The organism is Methylobacter sp. Wu1 (assembly GCF_036553575.1).
GTDB lineage: Bacteria > Pseudomonadota > Gammaproteobacteria > Methylococcales > Methylomonadaceae > Methylobacter.
Genome location: NZ_JAZHOC010000031.1, coordinates 1 through 16,233, shown reverse-complemented (window position 1 = coordinate 16,233; position 16,233 = coordinate 1). Strand labels below are relative to the sequence as shown.

At 53.2% G+C, this 16,233-nt stretch carries 14 protein-coding genes; 7 read left to right on the top strand and 7 right to left on the bottom strand.

Features of this window, described 5'->3' with window-relative positions; translation table 11 throughout:
• Window positions 1–59 precede the first annotated feature (59 nt).
• Window positions 60–1,517, top strand: coding sequence for a potassium transporter TrkG (locus V2P20_RS03025; RefSeq protein WP_331815993.1), 1,458 nt, complete (start codon window positions 60–62; stop codon window positions 1,515–1,517).
• Window positions 1,518–1,531: 14 nt separating this feature from the next.
• Here the strand turns inward: V2P20_RS03025 and thpR are convergent, their stop codons facing one another.
• The 4 genes from thpR to V2P20_RS03005 form a co-directional block, all read right to left on the bottom strand.
• On the bottom strand, window positions 1,532–2,056 hold the full coding sequence (gene thpR, locus V2P20_RS03020; RefSeq protein ID WP_331815992.1) for an RNA 2',3'-cyclic phosphodiesterase: 525 nt from the start codon (window positions 2,054–2,056) through the stop codon (window positions 1,532–1,534).
• 158 nt (window positions 2,057–2,214) lie between these two features.
• A complete protein-coding gene (gene sucD, locus V2P20_RS03015) occupies window positions 2,215–3,102 on the bottom strand; it encodes a succinate--CoA ligase subunit alpha (RefSeq protein WP_331815991.1) in 888 nt (295 codons plus the stop codon).
• A 13-nt stretch (window positions 3,103–3,115) separates the two neighbouring features.
• Complete coding sequence (locus V2P20_RS03010; RefSeq protein ID WP_331815989.1) at window positions 3,116–4,297, bottom strand: malate--CoA ligase subunit beta; 1,182 nt, start codon at window positions 4,295–4,297, stop codon at window positions 3,116–3,118.
• Window positions 4,298–4,371: 74 nt separating this feature from the next.
• The gene (locus tag V2P20_RS03005; RefSeq protein WP_194970269.1) at window positions 4,372–5,331 is read right to left on the bottom strand and encodes a CoA ester lyase; all 960 of its coding nucleotides are present in this window, start codon (window positions 5,329–5,331) and stop codon (window positions 4,372–4,374) included.
• A gap of 261 nt (window positions 5,332–5,592) precedes the next feature.
• Between V2P20_RS03005 and V2P20_RS03000 the strand changes: the two genes are divergently transcribed.
• Together V2P20_RS03000 and V2P20_RS02995 are read left to right on the top strand one after the other, a co-directional pair.
• Window positions 5,593–6,759, top strand: a complete 1,167-nt coding sequence (locus V2P20_RS03000) for an aminotransferase class V-fold PLP-dependent enzyme (protein WP_194970268.1) — start codon at window positions 5,593–5,595, stop codon at window positions 6,757–6,759.
• A gap of 134 nt (window positions 6,760–6,893) precedes the next feature.
• Window positions 6,894–7,865, top strand: a complete 972-nt coding sequence (locus V2P20_RS02995) for a D-glycerate dehydrogenase (RefSeq protein ID WP_331815984.1) — start codon at window positions 6,894–6,896, stop codon at window positions 7,863–7,865.
• A 51-nt stretch (window positions 7,866–7,916) separates the two neighbouring features.
• Here the strand turns inward: V2P20_RS02995 and V2P20_RS02990 are convergent, their stop codons facing one another.
• Window positions 7,917–8,897: a malate dehydrogenase gene (locus V2P20_RS02990; RefSeq protein WP_331815982.1), complete on the bottom strand. Its 981-nt coding sequence runs from the start codon at window positions 8,895–8,897 to the stop codon at window positions 7,917–7,919.
• 350 nt (window positions 8,898–9,247) lie between these two features.
• Between V2P20_RS02990 and V2P20_RS02985 the strand changes: the two genes are divergently transcribed.
• The 4 genes from V2P20_RS02985 (at window position 9,248) to V2P20_RS02970 (ending at window position 14,565) form a co-directional block, all read left to right on the top strand.
• Entirely contained in the window at window positions 9,248–10,105 is an 858-nt protein-coding gene (locus V2P20_RS02985; RefSeq protein WP_331815980.1) for an NADP-dependent methylenetetrahydromethanopterin/methylenetetrahydrofolate dehydrogenase, read from the top strand.
• Window positions 10,106–10,124: 19 nt separating this feature from the next.
• Window positions 10,125–11,507: a glycerate kinase gene (locus tag V2P20_RS02980; RefSeq protein ID WP_331815978.1), complete on the top strand. Its 1,383-nt coding sequence runs from the start codon at window positions 10,125–10,127 to the stop codon at window positions 11,505–11,507.
• Window positions 11,508–11,536: 29 nt separating this feature from the next.
• On the top strand, window positions 11,537–12,793 hold the full coding sequence (gene glyA, locus V2P20_RS02975; protein ID WP_194970263.1) for a serine hydroxymethyltransferase: 1,257 nt from the start codon (window positions 11,537–11,539) through the stop codon (window positions 12,791–12,793).
• Between the two features lie 98 nt (window positions 12,794–12,891).
• The gene (locus V2P20_RS02970; protein WP_194970262.1) at window positions 12,892–14,565 is read left to right on the top strand and encodes a formate--tetrahydrofolate ligase; all 1,674 of its coding nucleotides are present in this window, start codon (window positions 12,892–12,894) and stop codon (window positions 14,563–14,565) included.
• An 82-nt stretch (window positions 14,566–14,647) separates the two neighbouring features.
• Here V2P20_RS02970 and V2P20_RS02965 read toward each other — a convergent pair whose 3' ends face one another.
• The gene (locus V2P20_RS02965; protein WP_194970261.1) at window positions 14,648–15,868 is read right to left on the bottom strand and encodes an alanine--glyoxylate aminotransferase family protein; all 1,221 of its coding nucleotides are present in this window, start codon (window positions 15,866–15,868) and stop codon (window positions 14,648–14,650) included.
• Window positions 15,869–16,077: 209 nt separating this feature from the next.
• The coding region (locus tag V2P20_RS02960; protein ID WP_331816069.1) for a sodium ion-translocating decarboxylase subunit beta at window positions 16,078–16,233 on the bottom strand (156 nt) is incomplete at its 5' end.

The window sequence follows — 16,233 nt, the reverse complement described above, 5'->3', positions numbered from 1 at the left end:
ATTTTTACTCTGTTTATCGTAGTTGTGCTTCCAAACTATCATCCAATTCAAGCCTTTTCATGAATGTCATTTTTACTATCATCCATATTTTTGGCCTGGTCACTATAGGCTTCAGCGCCTTGATGGCGACCTGCCTGATGACATCCCTGATTAGCCATGACGGCGCCACGATCAGCTTTTTTGAAAGCACTGCGGTTACTTTGGTGTTGGGCGCTTTAATGTTTTTTCCGACTTTGCGCACGACTAAAAAAGTATCGAGACAAACAAGCTTTCTCTTGGTATCCATGACATGGTCGCTGATTCCGGCGTTTTGCACGCTGCCGTTCATGATCCATATGCCGGAAATCAGCTTTATCGATGCATATTTCGAGACTGTCTCCGGCTTGACCACGACGGGTTCAACCGTGCTTTCCGGCCTCGATCACTTGCCGATGTCGATCAACCTCTGGCGGCATGAACTGAATTGGATCGGCGGCATGGGCATCATCATTCTGGCGGTGGCCATTTTGCCGATCCTCGGCATCGGCGGCATGCAGTTATATAAGGCCGAAGCGCCCGGGGCGGTAAAAGAGTCCGAGTTACCGCCGCGCATAGCGCAGACGGCAAAAGCCCTGTGGATGGTTTACGCCGGCTATACTTTAGCCTGCATTATTGCCTTGAAATTGGCCGGCATGGACTGGTTTGATTCAATCTGCCATGCCTTTGCCGCGATGAGTCTGGGAGGATTTTCCACACATGACAGCAATGTCGGTTTTTTTAATTCGCTGTCCATCGAAATGGTACTGTCTGCATTCCAGTTACTGGCCGCCATTAATTTTGCGACTCACTTTATCGCTCTCCGAAAACGGACTTTAAAACCTTATGCCCGGGATATGGAGGCAAGAAGCTTTCTGATGCTGATCCTCTTAAGCTGCATTGCAACGGCTGCGGTATTGTGGCATGCGGGCACTTATCCGGACTATTTCACCGCATTGCGCCATGCTTCGTTCAATCTGATCACCATTGCCACTTCCAGTGGCTTCTCTACTCAGGATTTCAATCAGTGGCCTATTTTCGTGCCGATGTGGATGCTGTTCCTGAGCTGTATTTCCGCCTCTTCCGGCTCTACCGGCGGCGGCATCCGCATGATCCGCACGATTATTCTGGTGAAGCAATCACGCCTGGAACTCTATAAATTCATTCATCCTTTTTCTGTCAAGCCTTTGAAAATTGGCGACAATATCATCAGCCATAATATTGTCGCATCCGTAACCGGATTTATTTTTCTGTATTTCATCAGTATCGTGATCCTGGTTTTCCTGCTGTTGCTGAGCGGCCTGGATTTTCTCAGCGCGTTCACGGCCATCATCGCCAGTTTTAACAACGCCGGCCCCGGCCTTAACGAAGTAGGGCCGATGGCTAATTACGCCAGCTTAACCGATTTCCAGACCAGCGTTTGCATCATTGCCATGCTGCTGGGCCGCGTGCAGATCTTCTCGATGATTATCCTGTTCGTGCCTGAATTCTGGAGAAAATAAGAAGGCAGCTATCGCTATTGTTTTAGGTTGCGTTCGGACAGAGGCCATTGCTGTAGCACTTTATAATAGACGCCGCCGGGCTCGCTGCACGATTCCATCAGGCAGAATGATTCCGCGCGCCAGATGATGGGGGAAAAATCCTGTTCAATAGCTCGGGCTTGTCTGGCCAGGGTAATATGCGGCGTGTACGGCCGCGTGTCGGTTTGCACGCCGCCATCGGCCGCCGCCTTATCCAGCGCTTCCGCCAATGCCACCACCTCCGGCCCGAATTGCCGGCAGGTCAGGCATAAAATCCTGGGCCTGCGCCAGTAACTCAACTGGTCGAACGTCAACGTAAACGGTTCGCCGGAAATGCCTGCAACGCGCTGTCGGATTGCTGTTTCAGTGATTTCATCGACATTGCCTAAAAATACCAACGTGGCATGCAGATTTTGCCCAGGAACTCGCCTTATTCCTTTGGCATCAATGGCTTGCTGTAACTGCACGAGTTTTTGTCTGGTCTCATCGTCCGGCCATAATGCAAAAAATAGCTTTTTCATGAACACCCCTCTTGATGCCGAAAGATTTTTTTTATAAATATTCAGCGCATCAGTCAAGCAAAGTTCAAATTAATAAATTTCATGCTCTTAAAACAAAAAAAGCCGCAGCCTGCGGTAACAGGCTGCGGCTTTCTATTTGCTGTAAAAAATGTCTAAGCTTATAGTTTAGCCAATACAGCCGCAACCGTTTCACCCATCGAAGACGGAGTCGGACAAATCGTCACACCCAGATCTTTCAGTATGGCGACTTTCTCGGCCGCGCTTTCGCCAGCCGATGAAATAATCGCGCCGGCATGCCCCATGCGGCGGCCTTCGGGCGCAGTTAAACCGGCGATGTAAGCCACAACCGGTTTGCTCATGTTTTCTTTGGCGAAAATGCCGGCTTCGACTTCTTGCGGACCGCCGATCTCGCCGATCATGACTACGACTTTGGTTTCCGGATCTTCTTCGAATTTTTCCAGAATATCGCGGTGCGAGCTGCCGTTGATAGGATCGCCGCCGATGCCGACCGAAGTGGAAACGCCGATGCCCAAACGTTTCATCTGATCGGCAGCTTCATAGCCCAAAGTACCTGAACGTCCGACGATACCGACATTGCCCTTCATATAGATGTGCCCAGGCATAATACCGAGCATGGCGCGTCCCGGGCTGATCGTGCCGGCGCAGTTAGGGCCGGTCAACACCATTCTTTCCTCTTCGGGGAAACGGCGCAGGAAATTTTTCACTTTCATCATGTCCTGGGTAGGAATACCGTCGGTGATCGCTACGCAGTATTTGATGCCCGCGTCGGCCGCTTCCATGATCGAATCGGCTGCGTAAGCGGGAGGAACAAAAATGATGCTGGCTTCGGCGCCAGCTTTTTGCACGGATTCTTTAACCGTATTGAAGACAGGCAGCCCCAGGTGCGTCTGTCCGCCTTTGCCCGGCGTAATGCCGCCGACAACGTTGGAACCGTAGTTAATCATGTCCTGAGCATGAAAAGTGCCGATTTTACCGGTGAAGCCCTGAACAATGATGCGTGTGTTTTCGTTAATTAAAATAGCCATTTATAGTTTCCCCTTAGCCAGCTTTTGCGACAGCTTCATTACGCGCTTGAACGGCTTTTTCAGCAGCTTCTGCCAATGTTTCTGCCGTAATGATAGGCAAACCACTTTCAGCAATAATTCTACAGCCTTCTTCTACGTTCGTGCCGGATAAACGCACGATCAATGGAATTTTCATGTCGATTTTCTTGACCGCTTCGACGACGCCTTCGGCAATCCAGTCACAACGGTTGATGCCGGCGAAGATATTGACCAGCATCGCTTTGACGTTTTCATCGGCCAATACCAGACGGAAAGCTTTTTCAGTACGCTCGGCTGACGCGCCGCCGCCCACATCAAGGAAGTTGGCTGGCTCGCCGCCGGCCAGTTTGATCATGTCCATCGTCGCCATGGCCAGACCGGCGCCGTTAATCATGCAGCCGATGTCGCCGTCCAGGCCGACATAGCTCAAACCGCGGTCTGCCGCGGCCATCTCGCGCGCATCTTCCTGCGTTTTATCGCGCAGCTCGGCCACTTTCGGTTGACGGAAAAGCGCATTGTCGTCAAAGCCCATTTTCGCATCCAGAGCGACCAGCTCGCCGCTGCCGGTAATGACCAGCGGATTGATTTCCACCATGTTGGCGTCCAGATCGCGCAGTGCACGGTAGCAGCCTTTAATCGTTTTGACAGCATGGCTCAGCATGGCCGCGTCCATACCCAGAGCGAACGCCATTTCACGCGCCTGATAGTCCTGCAGGCCAACCGCAGGCTCGATATAAATTTTGGTAATGGCTTCAGGATTGGTTTCGGCCAGCTCTTCAATTTCCATGCCGCCCTGCGCTGAACCCACCATAACGATGCGCTCGGAGCTGCGGTCAACCAGGAAACAGAAGTACAGTTCTTTCGCGATATCGGTTCCAGCTTCGATATACAGTCTTGAACAGACTTTTCCCGCTGGCCCTGTTTGATGCGTGACCAATTTTTTGCCCAGCAACGCCTCTGCGGCCGCTTCTACTTCTCTGTCTGTTTTACAGATTTTAATGCCGCCGGCTTTACCACGAGCTCCCGAATGAATCTGTGCCTTTACAGCCCAGACATTGCCGCCGATTTCCCTGGAGCGCTGTACTGCTTCTTCCGGACTGTAAGCCATCCCACCTTCAGCGATTTTAACCCCGTAACCGCTTAAAATTTCTTTCGCTTGATACTCATGAATATCCACAGCATCTCTCTCTAAATAATATTGAAAAATTATCAGCAATAGGCCGCCCGCCAAAGCGGCCTTGTCTCTTTTTGTTATTTATTAATCCCGGCTTTTGCAGCAATGGCTTCGGCGGCTCTTACCACATTGTTCGCCATTCTTTCCGACGCCGCGTCGATCAGACGGCCGTCCAGCGCCGCTGCGCCTTTGCCCTGCGCCGCCGCTTCCTTTAAAGCGGCCAGTATGCGTTGTGCTTTTTCGACTTCTGCCGCAGGCGGCGTGAACACTTCATTGGCCAGTTCGATCTGAGACGGATGGATCGCCCATTTGCCCTCGCAGCCGAGCGCTGCCGCGCGTCTTGCGGCCATTTTATAGCCTTCGGGATCTTTGATGTCGCCAAATGGGCCGTCAATAGGGCGCAAGCCGAATGCGCGGCATGCGACGGTCATGCGACTGATTGCGGCATGCCACTGGTCGCCGGGATAATCAGGATTCAAGCCGCCGATATTGGTGGTTCTGGCGCGATTGCTGGCCGCATAATCGGCCACACCGAAATGCAGGGCTTCCAGACGGCCGGAAGCGCCATTGCGGGCGATGTCTTCGACATTGGCCATGCCCAGCGCCGTTTCGATCAGCGCCTCAATGCCGATTTTATTTTTCAGGCCCTGCTGCATTTCCAATTGATTGAGCATCGCCTCAACCATATAGACGTCGCCATAAACCCCGACTTTCGGAATCAGGATGGTGTCAATCTTGCTGCCGGCCTGCTCGACCAGATCAACCACATCGCGCACCATATACTGGGTATCAAGGCCGTTGATACGAACTGAAAGAGTAATTCCATGACCTTTCCAATCGAGATCATTGATTGCTTCGATGACATTCTTGCGTGCCTGCAGCTTATCATCGGGAGCAACCGCATCTTCAAGATCAAGAAAGATGAAATCCACGCCGCTCTTCAACGCTTTTTCGAACATTCCGGGGTTAGAACCCGGAACAGCTAGCTCACAGCGTTGAACCCGTTGAACGGACGCTTCATATAATGTGTGACTCATTGATACCTTCCAACTGTATTATTAAACTTAGAACTCTGATTTCAGTGCTTGAACGGCCTTTACCGGCTTAAGCCGGGCATAAATTAACCTTCCATTTTACTTTCAGAGTCGTCAAAGTCAATTTTTAAAGCACATATTGCCAATCAGTTCTTGCCGATTTATAGCGGCTATGTCATTATTGGACGTTTTTTTGAGCTTTATTTAAAGCTCATCTCTATACTAATTTGATATTTAACTAATTATTTTTAAAGAGGCGATACAATGGCTGGTCGTAACCACCTATATATTCCTGGCCCTACCAATGTGCCAAGTGAAGTTCTGAACGCTATGCATGTCAATATGGAAGATCATCGCTCACCTATCTTCCCTAAATTGCTGACGCCTCTTTTGCAGGACCTGAAAAAAGTATTTAAAACAGAAACCGGGCAGGCGTTTATTTTTCCTGCAACCGGCACTGCAGGCTGGGAAATTGCCTTGACCAACACATTAAACCCAGGCGATAAAGTATTGATCTACCGCTTCGGCCAATTCAGCCATCTGTGGGCTGAAATGGCAAAAAGACTGGGCTTTGATGTTGAAATTCATCAAGAAGTTTGGGGCAAAGGCATTCCTCTGGACAGACTGGAAGCCCGCCTGAAAGAAGACACCAAGCACGAAATCAAAGCTGTTTTGGCAACCCACAACGAAACAGCAACCGGCGTTACCAGCGATATCGGCGGCGTCCGCAAAGCCATGAATGCAGCCAATCACCCTGCCCTGCTGTTCGTTGACGGCGTAAGCTCAATCGCCAGCCTGGATTTCCGGATGGATGAATGGGGTGTTGACGGTGCTATCAGCGGTTCACAAAAAGGCTTTATGCTGCCAGCCGGCGGTGCGTTTTTAGCTTTCAGCCAGAAAGCCCTGCAAGCCACTGAAGCTTCCACCTATCCACGTTGCTTCCTGGACTTGAGAGACCAGATGAATGCCAACAAAGACGGTTATACACCGTACACGCCTGCACTGCCTATCCTCTACGGCCTGCGTAAATCACTGGACCTGTTGCTGGAAGAAGGCATGGAAAACGTTTATGCGCGCCACCATCGCTTGGCCGAAGGCACCCGTAAAGCAATTGCCGCATGGGGCTTGAAACTATGCGCACAACCCGGCTTTGAATCTGACACGGTCTCTGCAGTTGTCGTGCCTGAAGACAAAGACGCCCGCGCTGTCATCAGCACTGCATTCAGCAAGTACAATATCTCGTTGGGCGCAGGCCTGTCAGAAGTGGCCGGCAAAGTCTTCCGCATCGGCCATCTCGGCGACATGAATGATGTGTCCATGCTGGGCGCGATCGCCGGCGTTGAAATGGCGATGCTGGATAACGGCTTCGATATCAAGCCGGGTTCAGGTGTTGGCGCTGCGATTGAATATTACCGGTCCACAGCAAAATAACGCGACTGCGTAATCAGCCAGAACCCCGAACAAAGGCATCCCGTTTTTTTTAACGGCGATGCCTTTGTGCTTTATGGCGTTACCTTTTTCAAAATCCCAAACAATCAATACCCGTCGTTACCTGGAGGATATTAATGAGCAAACCTAAAGTCTTCGTCACGCGCAAGTGGCCCGAGTCCGTTGAAGCCAAGCTTAAAGAACTTTATGACGTTACTTTAAATGAATACGACCGTCCGCTGTCTGCCGCTCATTTCAAAGATGCATTGCAAAACTACGATGCCGTCTGCCCGACCGTTTGCGACTCATTCCCGGCGGAAGTCATTAATGCCCCGAACAAGCGCTGCAAAATTCTGGGCAATTTCGGCGTCGGCTTCAACCATATCGACATCAATGCCGCCAGGGAACAAGGCCTGGTCGTCACCAATACGCCCGGCGTATTGACCGAAAGCACGGCCGATATCGCCATGACCTTATTATTGATGTCGGCCCGGCGCGGCGCCGAAGGCGATCGGCTGGTCCGCGCCAGACAATGGACCGGCTGGTGCCCAACCCATATGATGAGTTCGGATGTCACGGGCGCCACATTGGGCTTGATCGGTTTCGGCCGCATCGCGCAAGCCATGGCGCGAAAAGCTCATCATGGTTTCGGTATGAAAATCTATTATTTCGGCCCTCGCGCCGCAGATCAGCAAGTTGTTGATGACTTGGGCGCGACCCGTTGCGATACCATTGAAGCGCTTCTGCAAGTATCCGACTACGTTTCATTGCACTGTCCGGGCGGCGCCGAAACGCGTCATTTAATCAATGAAGAACGGCTTAATCAGATGAAGCCGACAGCGCATCTGATCAATACGGCGCGCGGCGATGTCGTCGACAGCAAAGCATTAATCAAAGCCCTGAGGGAAAAAAGAATCGCCGGCGCCGGCCTGGATGTCTACGAAGGCGAGCCCAACGTTGATGAAGGATTTCTGACGCTGGACAACGTATCGTTACTGCCTCATTTAGGCAGCGCCACTATTGCTACGCGCACGGCCATGGGCGAAAAAGTACTGGCAAATCTGGCGGCCTTTTTTGCAGGCCAGGAGCCGCCCGATCGGGTCGTTTAATTAAAAAAGGGCGGTTTAACCCGCCCTTTTTTGTTTCCACAGAAAAAACGTCTAAAGCAGATGCCTGACCGAATCCCTTTCCTGTTTTAATTCAGCCTCCGTAGCCTTCATTCTTTGCATACTGAATTCGTTGATATCGAGCCCTTTGACGATATTGACCTGGCCATTAGCGACCGTAACAGGATAAGAATACACCAGACCCGGCTCGATACCGTAGCTGCCATCCGACAATAACGACATACTGACCCAATCGCCTGCCTTGGTGCCCAAGATCCAGTTGCCCATCTGATTGATCGCGGCATTAGCCGCCGATGCGGCACTGGACTGCCCGCCTCTGGCTTTAATGATTGCCGCGCCGCGCTGCTGAACGGTAGGTATAAACTCGTTGACAAACCAGTCATGCTCAACCAGCGACAAGGCATCCCGGCCTTTGACCTTGGCATGATGCAGATCAGGGTACTGCGTAGTGGAATGGTTGCCCCAGATGGCCATGTTTTTTACATCGGACGGCAGCACGCCGCACTTCTCGGCCAATTGACTTATCGCCCGGTTGTGATCCAGCCGGCTCATGGCGGAAAAATTCTCCGGTCTTAAATCCGGCGCGTTGCTGATAGCGATCAAGGCATTGGTATTGGCCGGATTGCCTGTTACCAGTATCTTTATGTCTCGCTTGGCTACTTCATTTAAAGCCTTGCCTTGGATCGCGAAAATCTCTGCATTAACTTCCAGCAAATCTTTTCGCTCCATTCCGGGTCCGCGCGGACGCGCGCCAATTAAAAAAGCATAATCGGCATTTCTGAACGCCACTTTAGGATCGGTAGTAACTTCAATGCGATGCAGCAGAGGATAAGCGCAATCCTTCAATTCCATGACGACGCCCTGTAAAGCATTCATAGCCGGCGGGATTTCCAGCAAATGCAGAACAATAGGCTGCTCGGGGCCAAGCAATGAGCCCGCCGCCAAGCGAAATAGCAATGAATAACTGATTTGTCCTGCCGCACCTGTAACCGCAATATGAACGGGTGTTTTCATCTGTTTTCCTAGTTCCTGTAATGTTTTTCAGAACTTATGGTTAAGTTCCAAACGATCGGAAATCATATACATCCAACTCTCTTATTATTCCCGACACCACATATCTATTTAATACCCATACTATCCATACTACATGACTACAGCACAATTTTTTAAATAATAACGAAAAGCCCACGCTCCACGCAACCTAATAAGCCCTTAACCTACAAAACAAGCCGAATTATGAGCGCCACCCATCAATGCTGCATAAAGTAATGCTTAAATGGAGCACTGAAAGGTTTATCGAGTATAATGCCGCGATTTAAGAATCGTATTTCCGGGTAATTTTCCAACCACTTTCAGGTAAGTTAATGAAAAAACTGCTATTCCAATTCGATACAGACGCTCACCCCTCCGTTTTCGATACTGTTGTAGGCTATGATGGCGGTGCGGATCATGTAATCGGGTACGGGGGCCTGACACCGGACAACATCACTTCCCTGGTGGAAGGCACTATTTTCACGCGCGCACCTAAAGAAAAGAAAAACACGGCCATTTTCGTCGGCGGCAGCGACATGGTTGCAGGCCAGGAACTCTTTGCAGCCGTACAAAAACATTTCTTCCCCGGTTTCCAGGTTTCCATCATGCTGGACAGCAACGGCAGCAACACGACTGCGGCCGCAGGCGTGGCCAAACTGGCTACCAGCGGCACGATAGCCGGTAAAAAAGCCGTCGTATTGGCCGGCACAGGCCCGGTAGGCCAGCGCGCAGCCGTCATGCTGGCGCAGGAAGGGGCCGAAGTCTCGTTGACTTCCCGCTCGATGGAGCGCGCCGTCCAGGCCTGCAACGCCATGAAAGCGCGCTTCGGCGTTGACTTGATACCTGTGGAAGCGGCTGATAACGAGGCCCGAGCCAAAGCCATAGAGTACGCGAATATCGTTTTTGCGACCGGCAAGGCGGGTGTCGAACTGCTCACGGCCGAGCAATGGCAACACAACCCCCATATCGAAATGATGGCTGACGCCAACGCGACGCCACCGGTCGGTATCGGCGGCACCGACATGATGGATAAAGGCATCGAGCGCCACGGCAAAATCATCTGGGGCGCCATCGGCTTCGGCACGTTGAAACTGGCCTTACATCGCGCCTGCATAGCCAAACTGTTTGAAGACAACAGACAGGTTTTTGATGCCGAAAACATCTTTGCTCTCGCTATGGAAATGGCTTGATCATCCTGCAGAGCCCGATATGAGCAATTATGCCAATCAAGCCTCAATCGAAACCATCAGAAAAAATGCACTCAGCATTTTTCAAGCCGGCGTTGAGGCAGCCGATCCTTATAAAGCCGTTAAGCGCAGCCTTGCTGCTGGCAATCATCATATCGAAATTCGGTTAAATTTAAATGACGGCAATCAGAAACGACTGGGCAGGTGGTCAAAAATTCACCTGATCGCCTTCGGAAAAGCGGCCTGCGCCATGGCCAGGGCGGCGCAGGAAATTATTCCGGCGCATCTGCTGGCAGGCCGGGGCATCGCCGTGACCAACTATGAAAATGAAACGGCCGTCGATAATTTTGATGTCATCGGCGCGGCGCATCCGTTGCCCGACGCGGCAGGGCTCAAAGGCGCACAATTGATTGCCGAGCAGGTCCGCAGCGCGCAAAAGGATGAGCTCGTGCTGGTGCTGGTCAGCGGCGGCGGTTCGGCGCTGATCCCCTATCCGGTGCCATCGATTACGCTGGCAGAGAAGATCGCCACGACGGATCTGCTGCTGGCCTCTGGCGCCAACATCAACCAGATCAACTGCGTACGCAAGCATCTGTCCCGGATCAAGGGCGGCGGCTTGGCCAGAATGGCGGTGCCGGCCGATCTGCATGCGCTGATTTTATCCGATGTCCTGGGAGACGATTTAAGCGCCATCGCCAGCGGACCTACCGTACCTGACCCTACGACATTCGCTGACGCCATCGATGTTTTCAAAGCCAAAGGCGTATGGGACCAAGTGCCTGCCAATGTTCGGCGCCATCTGGAACAGGGATTGCAAGGCAACCTGCCCGAAACGCCAAAGCCGGGCGACAAAGCCTTCAAGAATACCGCTTATACGCTGATCGGCAGCAATGCCATCAGCGTCAGCGCAATTATGAAAGCGTCCGAAGCCCTTGGTTACGAAGCCAAGCTGTATAGCGATCATCTCTGCGGCGAAGCCAGAGACGAAGCTGAAAAGTTAGTCATTCATGTCAAGCAGCTCATCGCTAACGGCATCGCAAGACCGGTTGCCCTATTGGCAGGCGGCGAAACGACAGTCACGCTGAAAGGCAACGGACGCGGCGGCCGTAATCAGGAAATGGCGCTTGCCTTCGCCTGCGCTGCCGAGAAACATGGCTTAACAGGCAACTGGACCTTTCTGAGCGGCGGCACTGACGGCCGCGACGGCCCGACCGATGCAGCCGGTGCCCTGGTTGACCCAGACACGATCCAGCGCATGCGGCACGCCGGCATTGACCCGCTAGCGCTGCTGGATAACAACGACGCCTATAACGCCTTAAAGACCGCCGGAGACTTACTTGACACGGGCGCAACCGGGACCAATGTTGCCGACCTGCAGGTATTACTGATCCATCCACAATCTTGAATACAAAAACTCTATATCGGGAGACATAAATGTTTAAAAAATCCATGACAATCGCCGGTTTTGATGACGAGTTGTTCCGGGCGATGGAAGAAGAGCGTCGCCGCCAGGAAGATCACATCGAGCTGATTGCCTCCGAAAACTATACCAGCCCGCGCGTGATGGAAGCCCAAGGCTCTCAATTGACCAACAAATATGCAGAAGGCTATCCCGGCAAGCGTTATTATGGCGGTTGCGAATTTGTCGACAAGGCCGAGCAGTTGGCAATTGACCGCGCCAAAGAACTGTTCGGCGCCGATTACGCCAACGTACAGCCCCACTCCGGCTCGCAAGCCAACATGGCCGTATTCATGGCGCTGGTTCAGCCCGGCGATACCATTTTAGGCCTGGCGTTGTCCGATGGCGGCCATTTGACGCACGGCGCCAAACCCAACTTTTCCGGCAAGATCTACAATTCCGTACAGTACCACCTGGACCCGAAAACCGGCCTGGTTGATTACGATGAAGTCAGACGTCTGGCGCAGGAACACCGCCCGAAAATGATCGTGGCCGGTTTCTCCGCCTATTCGCGCGTCATGGACTGGGCGCTTTTCAGGGAAATCGCCGATGAAGTCGGCGCTTATCTGTTTGTCGATATCGCGCATGTGGCGGGCCTCATCGCCGCCGGCCTGTACCCCAACCCGATGCCTTACGCCGACGTTGTCACCAGCACCACGCATAAAAGCCTGCGCGGCCCTCGCGGCGGCCTCATCATGTGCAAGAGCAACCCGGAACTGGAGAAAAAGCTCGATTCCAACATCTTCCCGGGCATTCAGGGCGGCCCTTTGATGCACGTCATTGCGGCCAAAGCCGTGGCTTTCAAGGAAGCCATGCAGCCCGAGTTCCGCATTTACCAGCAGCAAGTCATCAAGAACGCCAAGGCCATGGCCGAAGTCTTCATGAATCGCGGCTTTGATGTTGTTTCGGGCGGCACCGACAATCACCTGATGCTGGTTTCGCTGATTCCCAAAGGCATCACCGGCAAAGCCGCCGACGCCGCCTTGGGCAGAGCGCATATTACCGTCAATAAAAATGCCGTGCCCAACGACCCTCAATCGCCATTTGTCACCAGCGGCATCCGCGTCGGCACGCCTGCGCCGACATCGCGCGGCTTTAAAGAGCCGCAAATGATCGAAATCGCCAACCTGATGTGCGATGTCATGGAAAATATGGAGGACGAAAACGTCATCGCCGCAGTCCGCGAAAAAGTCAGCATACTGTGCGCTCGCTTCCCTGTGTACGGTGAATAAGCTGTAAAACAGATCAAGCCCAGGGCCTGCTTCATATCCGATGAAGCAGGCTTTTGACGTTTATTGAATTGAAAAATCACATCAGATCGGGAGGTACCATGTCTGATATCGAAATCGCGCAGAAAGCGAACATGAAGCCCATCATCGGGCTGGTCAAAGAGCAGTACGGCATTGACGCCGAGCATCTGGACCCTATCGGCCATTACAAAGCGAAAATGTCGCTGGAATACGTCAACAGCCTCAGCGACAAGCAAGACGGCAAGCTGATTCTGGTGACCGCGATCAGCCCGACGCCGGCCGGCGAAGGCAAAACCACCACCACGGTGGGCCTCGGCGATGCCCTGAACCGCATCGGCAAAAAAGCCATGATGTGCCTGCGCGAACCTTCCCTGGGCCCGTGCTTCGGCGTCAAAGGCGGCGCTGCCGGCGGCGGTTATTCGCAAGTCGTGCCGATGGAAGACATCAACCTGCATTTTACCGGCGATTTCCATGCGATCGGCGTGGCGCACAACCTGCTGTCAGCCCTGATCGACAACCACATCAACCACGGCAACGAACTGGACATCGATCCCCGGCGCATCCAGTGGAAACGCGTCGTCGACATGAACGACCGCGCCCTGCGCAATATCGTCGTCGGCATGGGCGGCCCTGCCAATGGCTATCTGCGCGAAGACGGTTTCGATATTGTCGTCGCCTCCGAAGTCATGGCGATTCTGTGCCTGGCAACCAGCCGCGCCGATCTGAAAGAACGTCTCGGCCGTATCGTGATCGGCTATAAATCCGACAAAGTGACGCCGGTTTATGCCCGCGACCTGAAAGCGCACGGCGCCATGGCCGCCCTGTTAAAGGATGCGATCAAGCCGAACCTCGTGCAGACGCTGGAAAACAACATCGCGATCATCCACGGCGGCCCGTTCGCCAACATCGCGCACGGCTGCAACACGGTCACGGCCACCAAAACGGCCCTGAAACTGGCCGACTATGTGGTCACCGAAGCCGGCTTCGGCGCCGACCTGGGTGCCGAGAAATTCATCGACATCAAATGCCGAATGTCCGGCCTGACGCCATCGGCCGTCGTGCTGGTCGCTACCGTCAGAGCGCTGAAATTCCATGGCGGCGTAGCCAGGGAAGAACTGAATGTCGAAAATCTGGCGGCCCTGGAAAAAGGCTTTGAAAACCTGGAGCGCCACCTGAGCAATATCAACAACCATTATGGCCTGCCCTGCGTAGTCTGCATCAACCATTTCACATTCGATACCGATGCCGAAATCGCGTTGCTGAAAGCGAAGTGCGAAGCCCTCGGCGCCAAATGTGTTGTTTCCAAACATTGGGCTCAAGGCGGCGCCGGCGCCGAAGAACTGGCCCGGGAAGTCGTCAATATTGTGGACAACCGCAAACCGGGCTTCAGCTATGTTTATGACGAGAACCTGAGCCTGTGGGAAAAAATCGAAGCCATCGCCACCAAGCTATACGGCGCGGCGGGCGTTACGGCCAATGCCAAGGTCAAGGGGCAATTGGCGGCCTGGGAAGCCGACTATGGCAAATTCCCGGTCTGCATGGCGAAGACGCAAATGTCATTCTCCACCAATCCGAACGCCAAAGGCGCACCTAGCGGCCATACGGTCGAAATCAGGGATGTCAGGCTGGCCAATGGCGCCGGCTTCATCGTCGCCATTGCCGGCGACATGATGACCATGCCGGGCCTGCCTAAAGTGCCGGCGGCGGAGCGGATCGATATTGACGATGACGGCAAAATTACCGGCTTGTTCTAGGTTTTACCGTATACACTAGCCCGCCATTAAAAAGCCCCTGCCGGCCTGTACCGGCAGGGGCTTTTTATGTCTAACAAGCGACTTAACCGGCGTAATACCCTTTAAGCCCCTGCATAACCGCCTCTTTATCGATCTCCGCGCCCATATTGATCATGGCATCGGCGAAGCGGCTGACGATCTCGCTAATCGCTTCAACCGTCAATTGATTCAGGATGCCGATCCGTATTTGCACAGGCTCCGACAAGGTCGTCCAGATCGCAAAGCCTTCGGCGCGGCAATTGGCGACCAGCTCTTTTTCCTTGCCTGCCAGATTGCCGGGCAAATTCAGCACGACCAGGCTGGTCATGTTGGAAGTGACTTCGCAACCCATGGCCTGAACGGCTTGCCTCAATGCCGACTCATGATAAGCGTAATCGGCCGCTTTTTGCTTGACCGTATGCGTCAGCAGAATGCGCAAGGCTTCATGAAACGCCGCCACGGCATAGGACGAATGCGTACGGTGGTAAACCGGCGCCGCATCCTGACCATTCACAATCCCCCAATGGCGCGCTTCCAGAATAGGATGATGCACATAAGTGTAACAGCCGCGCCGGGCTAAAAGATTGATCGCTTCATCGCGGAAACTGACCGGGGCATAAGTCAACGGCAGGCTCAATATGCCTTTTTGCGGGCAAGAGGCCCAGGCCACGATGGCCGGATAGTCATCAATGCTGAAGTCGGCGACGCCCAGACTGGACACAGCATCGACAATACCCATGACGCCATGTCTGGCGCAGGCGTCATTAAACCCTTGCAAGTCGTTGACACGGCCGCTGCCGGTTTCCCAATGCGCCATGAAGGCCCACATCGGTTTGTGCTTGGCCAGTTCCGCATCGACGATTTCACCGGTCACGGATTGTCCATGCGGCACATCGACGATCCTCACATTGGCGGGCTTCGGATTTAAAGGATCGGACGCCAAATCCTGGAGGCTGGACGCTTTCATGCGAATCGCCTGCCCGTCAATGCCGCTAAAAGTGCCGTTAACGAACGCGACAACTTTATCGCCCGGAAGGATCAGGCTGAATGCGCAATCCAGGCCGCTGAAACCGGTACCGGCAACACCAAAGGTATGGATGTTTTTTGTACCCCATACTGCGCGGAGCATCTGCTTCGCTTCAATCATCCCTCTCACGACATCGGCTTGCATATGGTCGGCAACGCCGGTTTTGCACAAGCGTTCGAGCACTCTAGGGTCTGTGTTGCCGGGACCAGGGCCGGCGGCTAATGTATTGGGAATTTCCAAAGCTGGAAAGATAGTCATTTAAAACTCCTGATTACTGTATAACGAGAGAATAGAAGCAGAACCGATCCACCGTGTCTGCCATGATGCACGGCCTGAGCCGTGCATCATGGCAAAAAACAGTTAACTGAGCCTTATATCAGACCCGCAAATTGTGGCTGAGTTTTAGATAAACTCATAAATTGACTGTCTAGAAGCGAAAATGGCTCAACTACAGGCATTTTCGCCGGCTATTTCACCAGGCTCAGCAGGATACCGGCGGCGACAGCCGAGCCGATCACGCCGGCCACGTTCGGGCCCATGGCATGCATGAGCAGGAAGTTGTGCGGATTGCTCTCCAGGCCCAGCTTGTTGGCCACGCGCGCGGCCATCGGCACGGCCGAGAC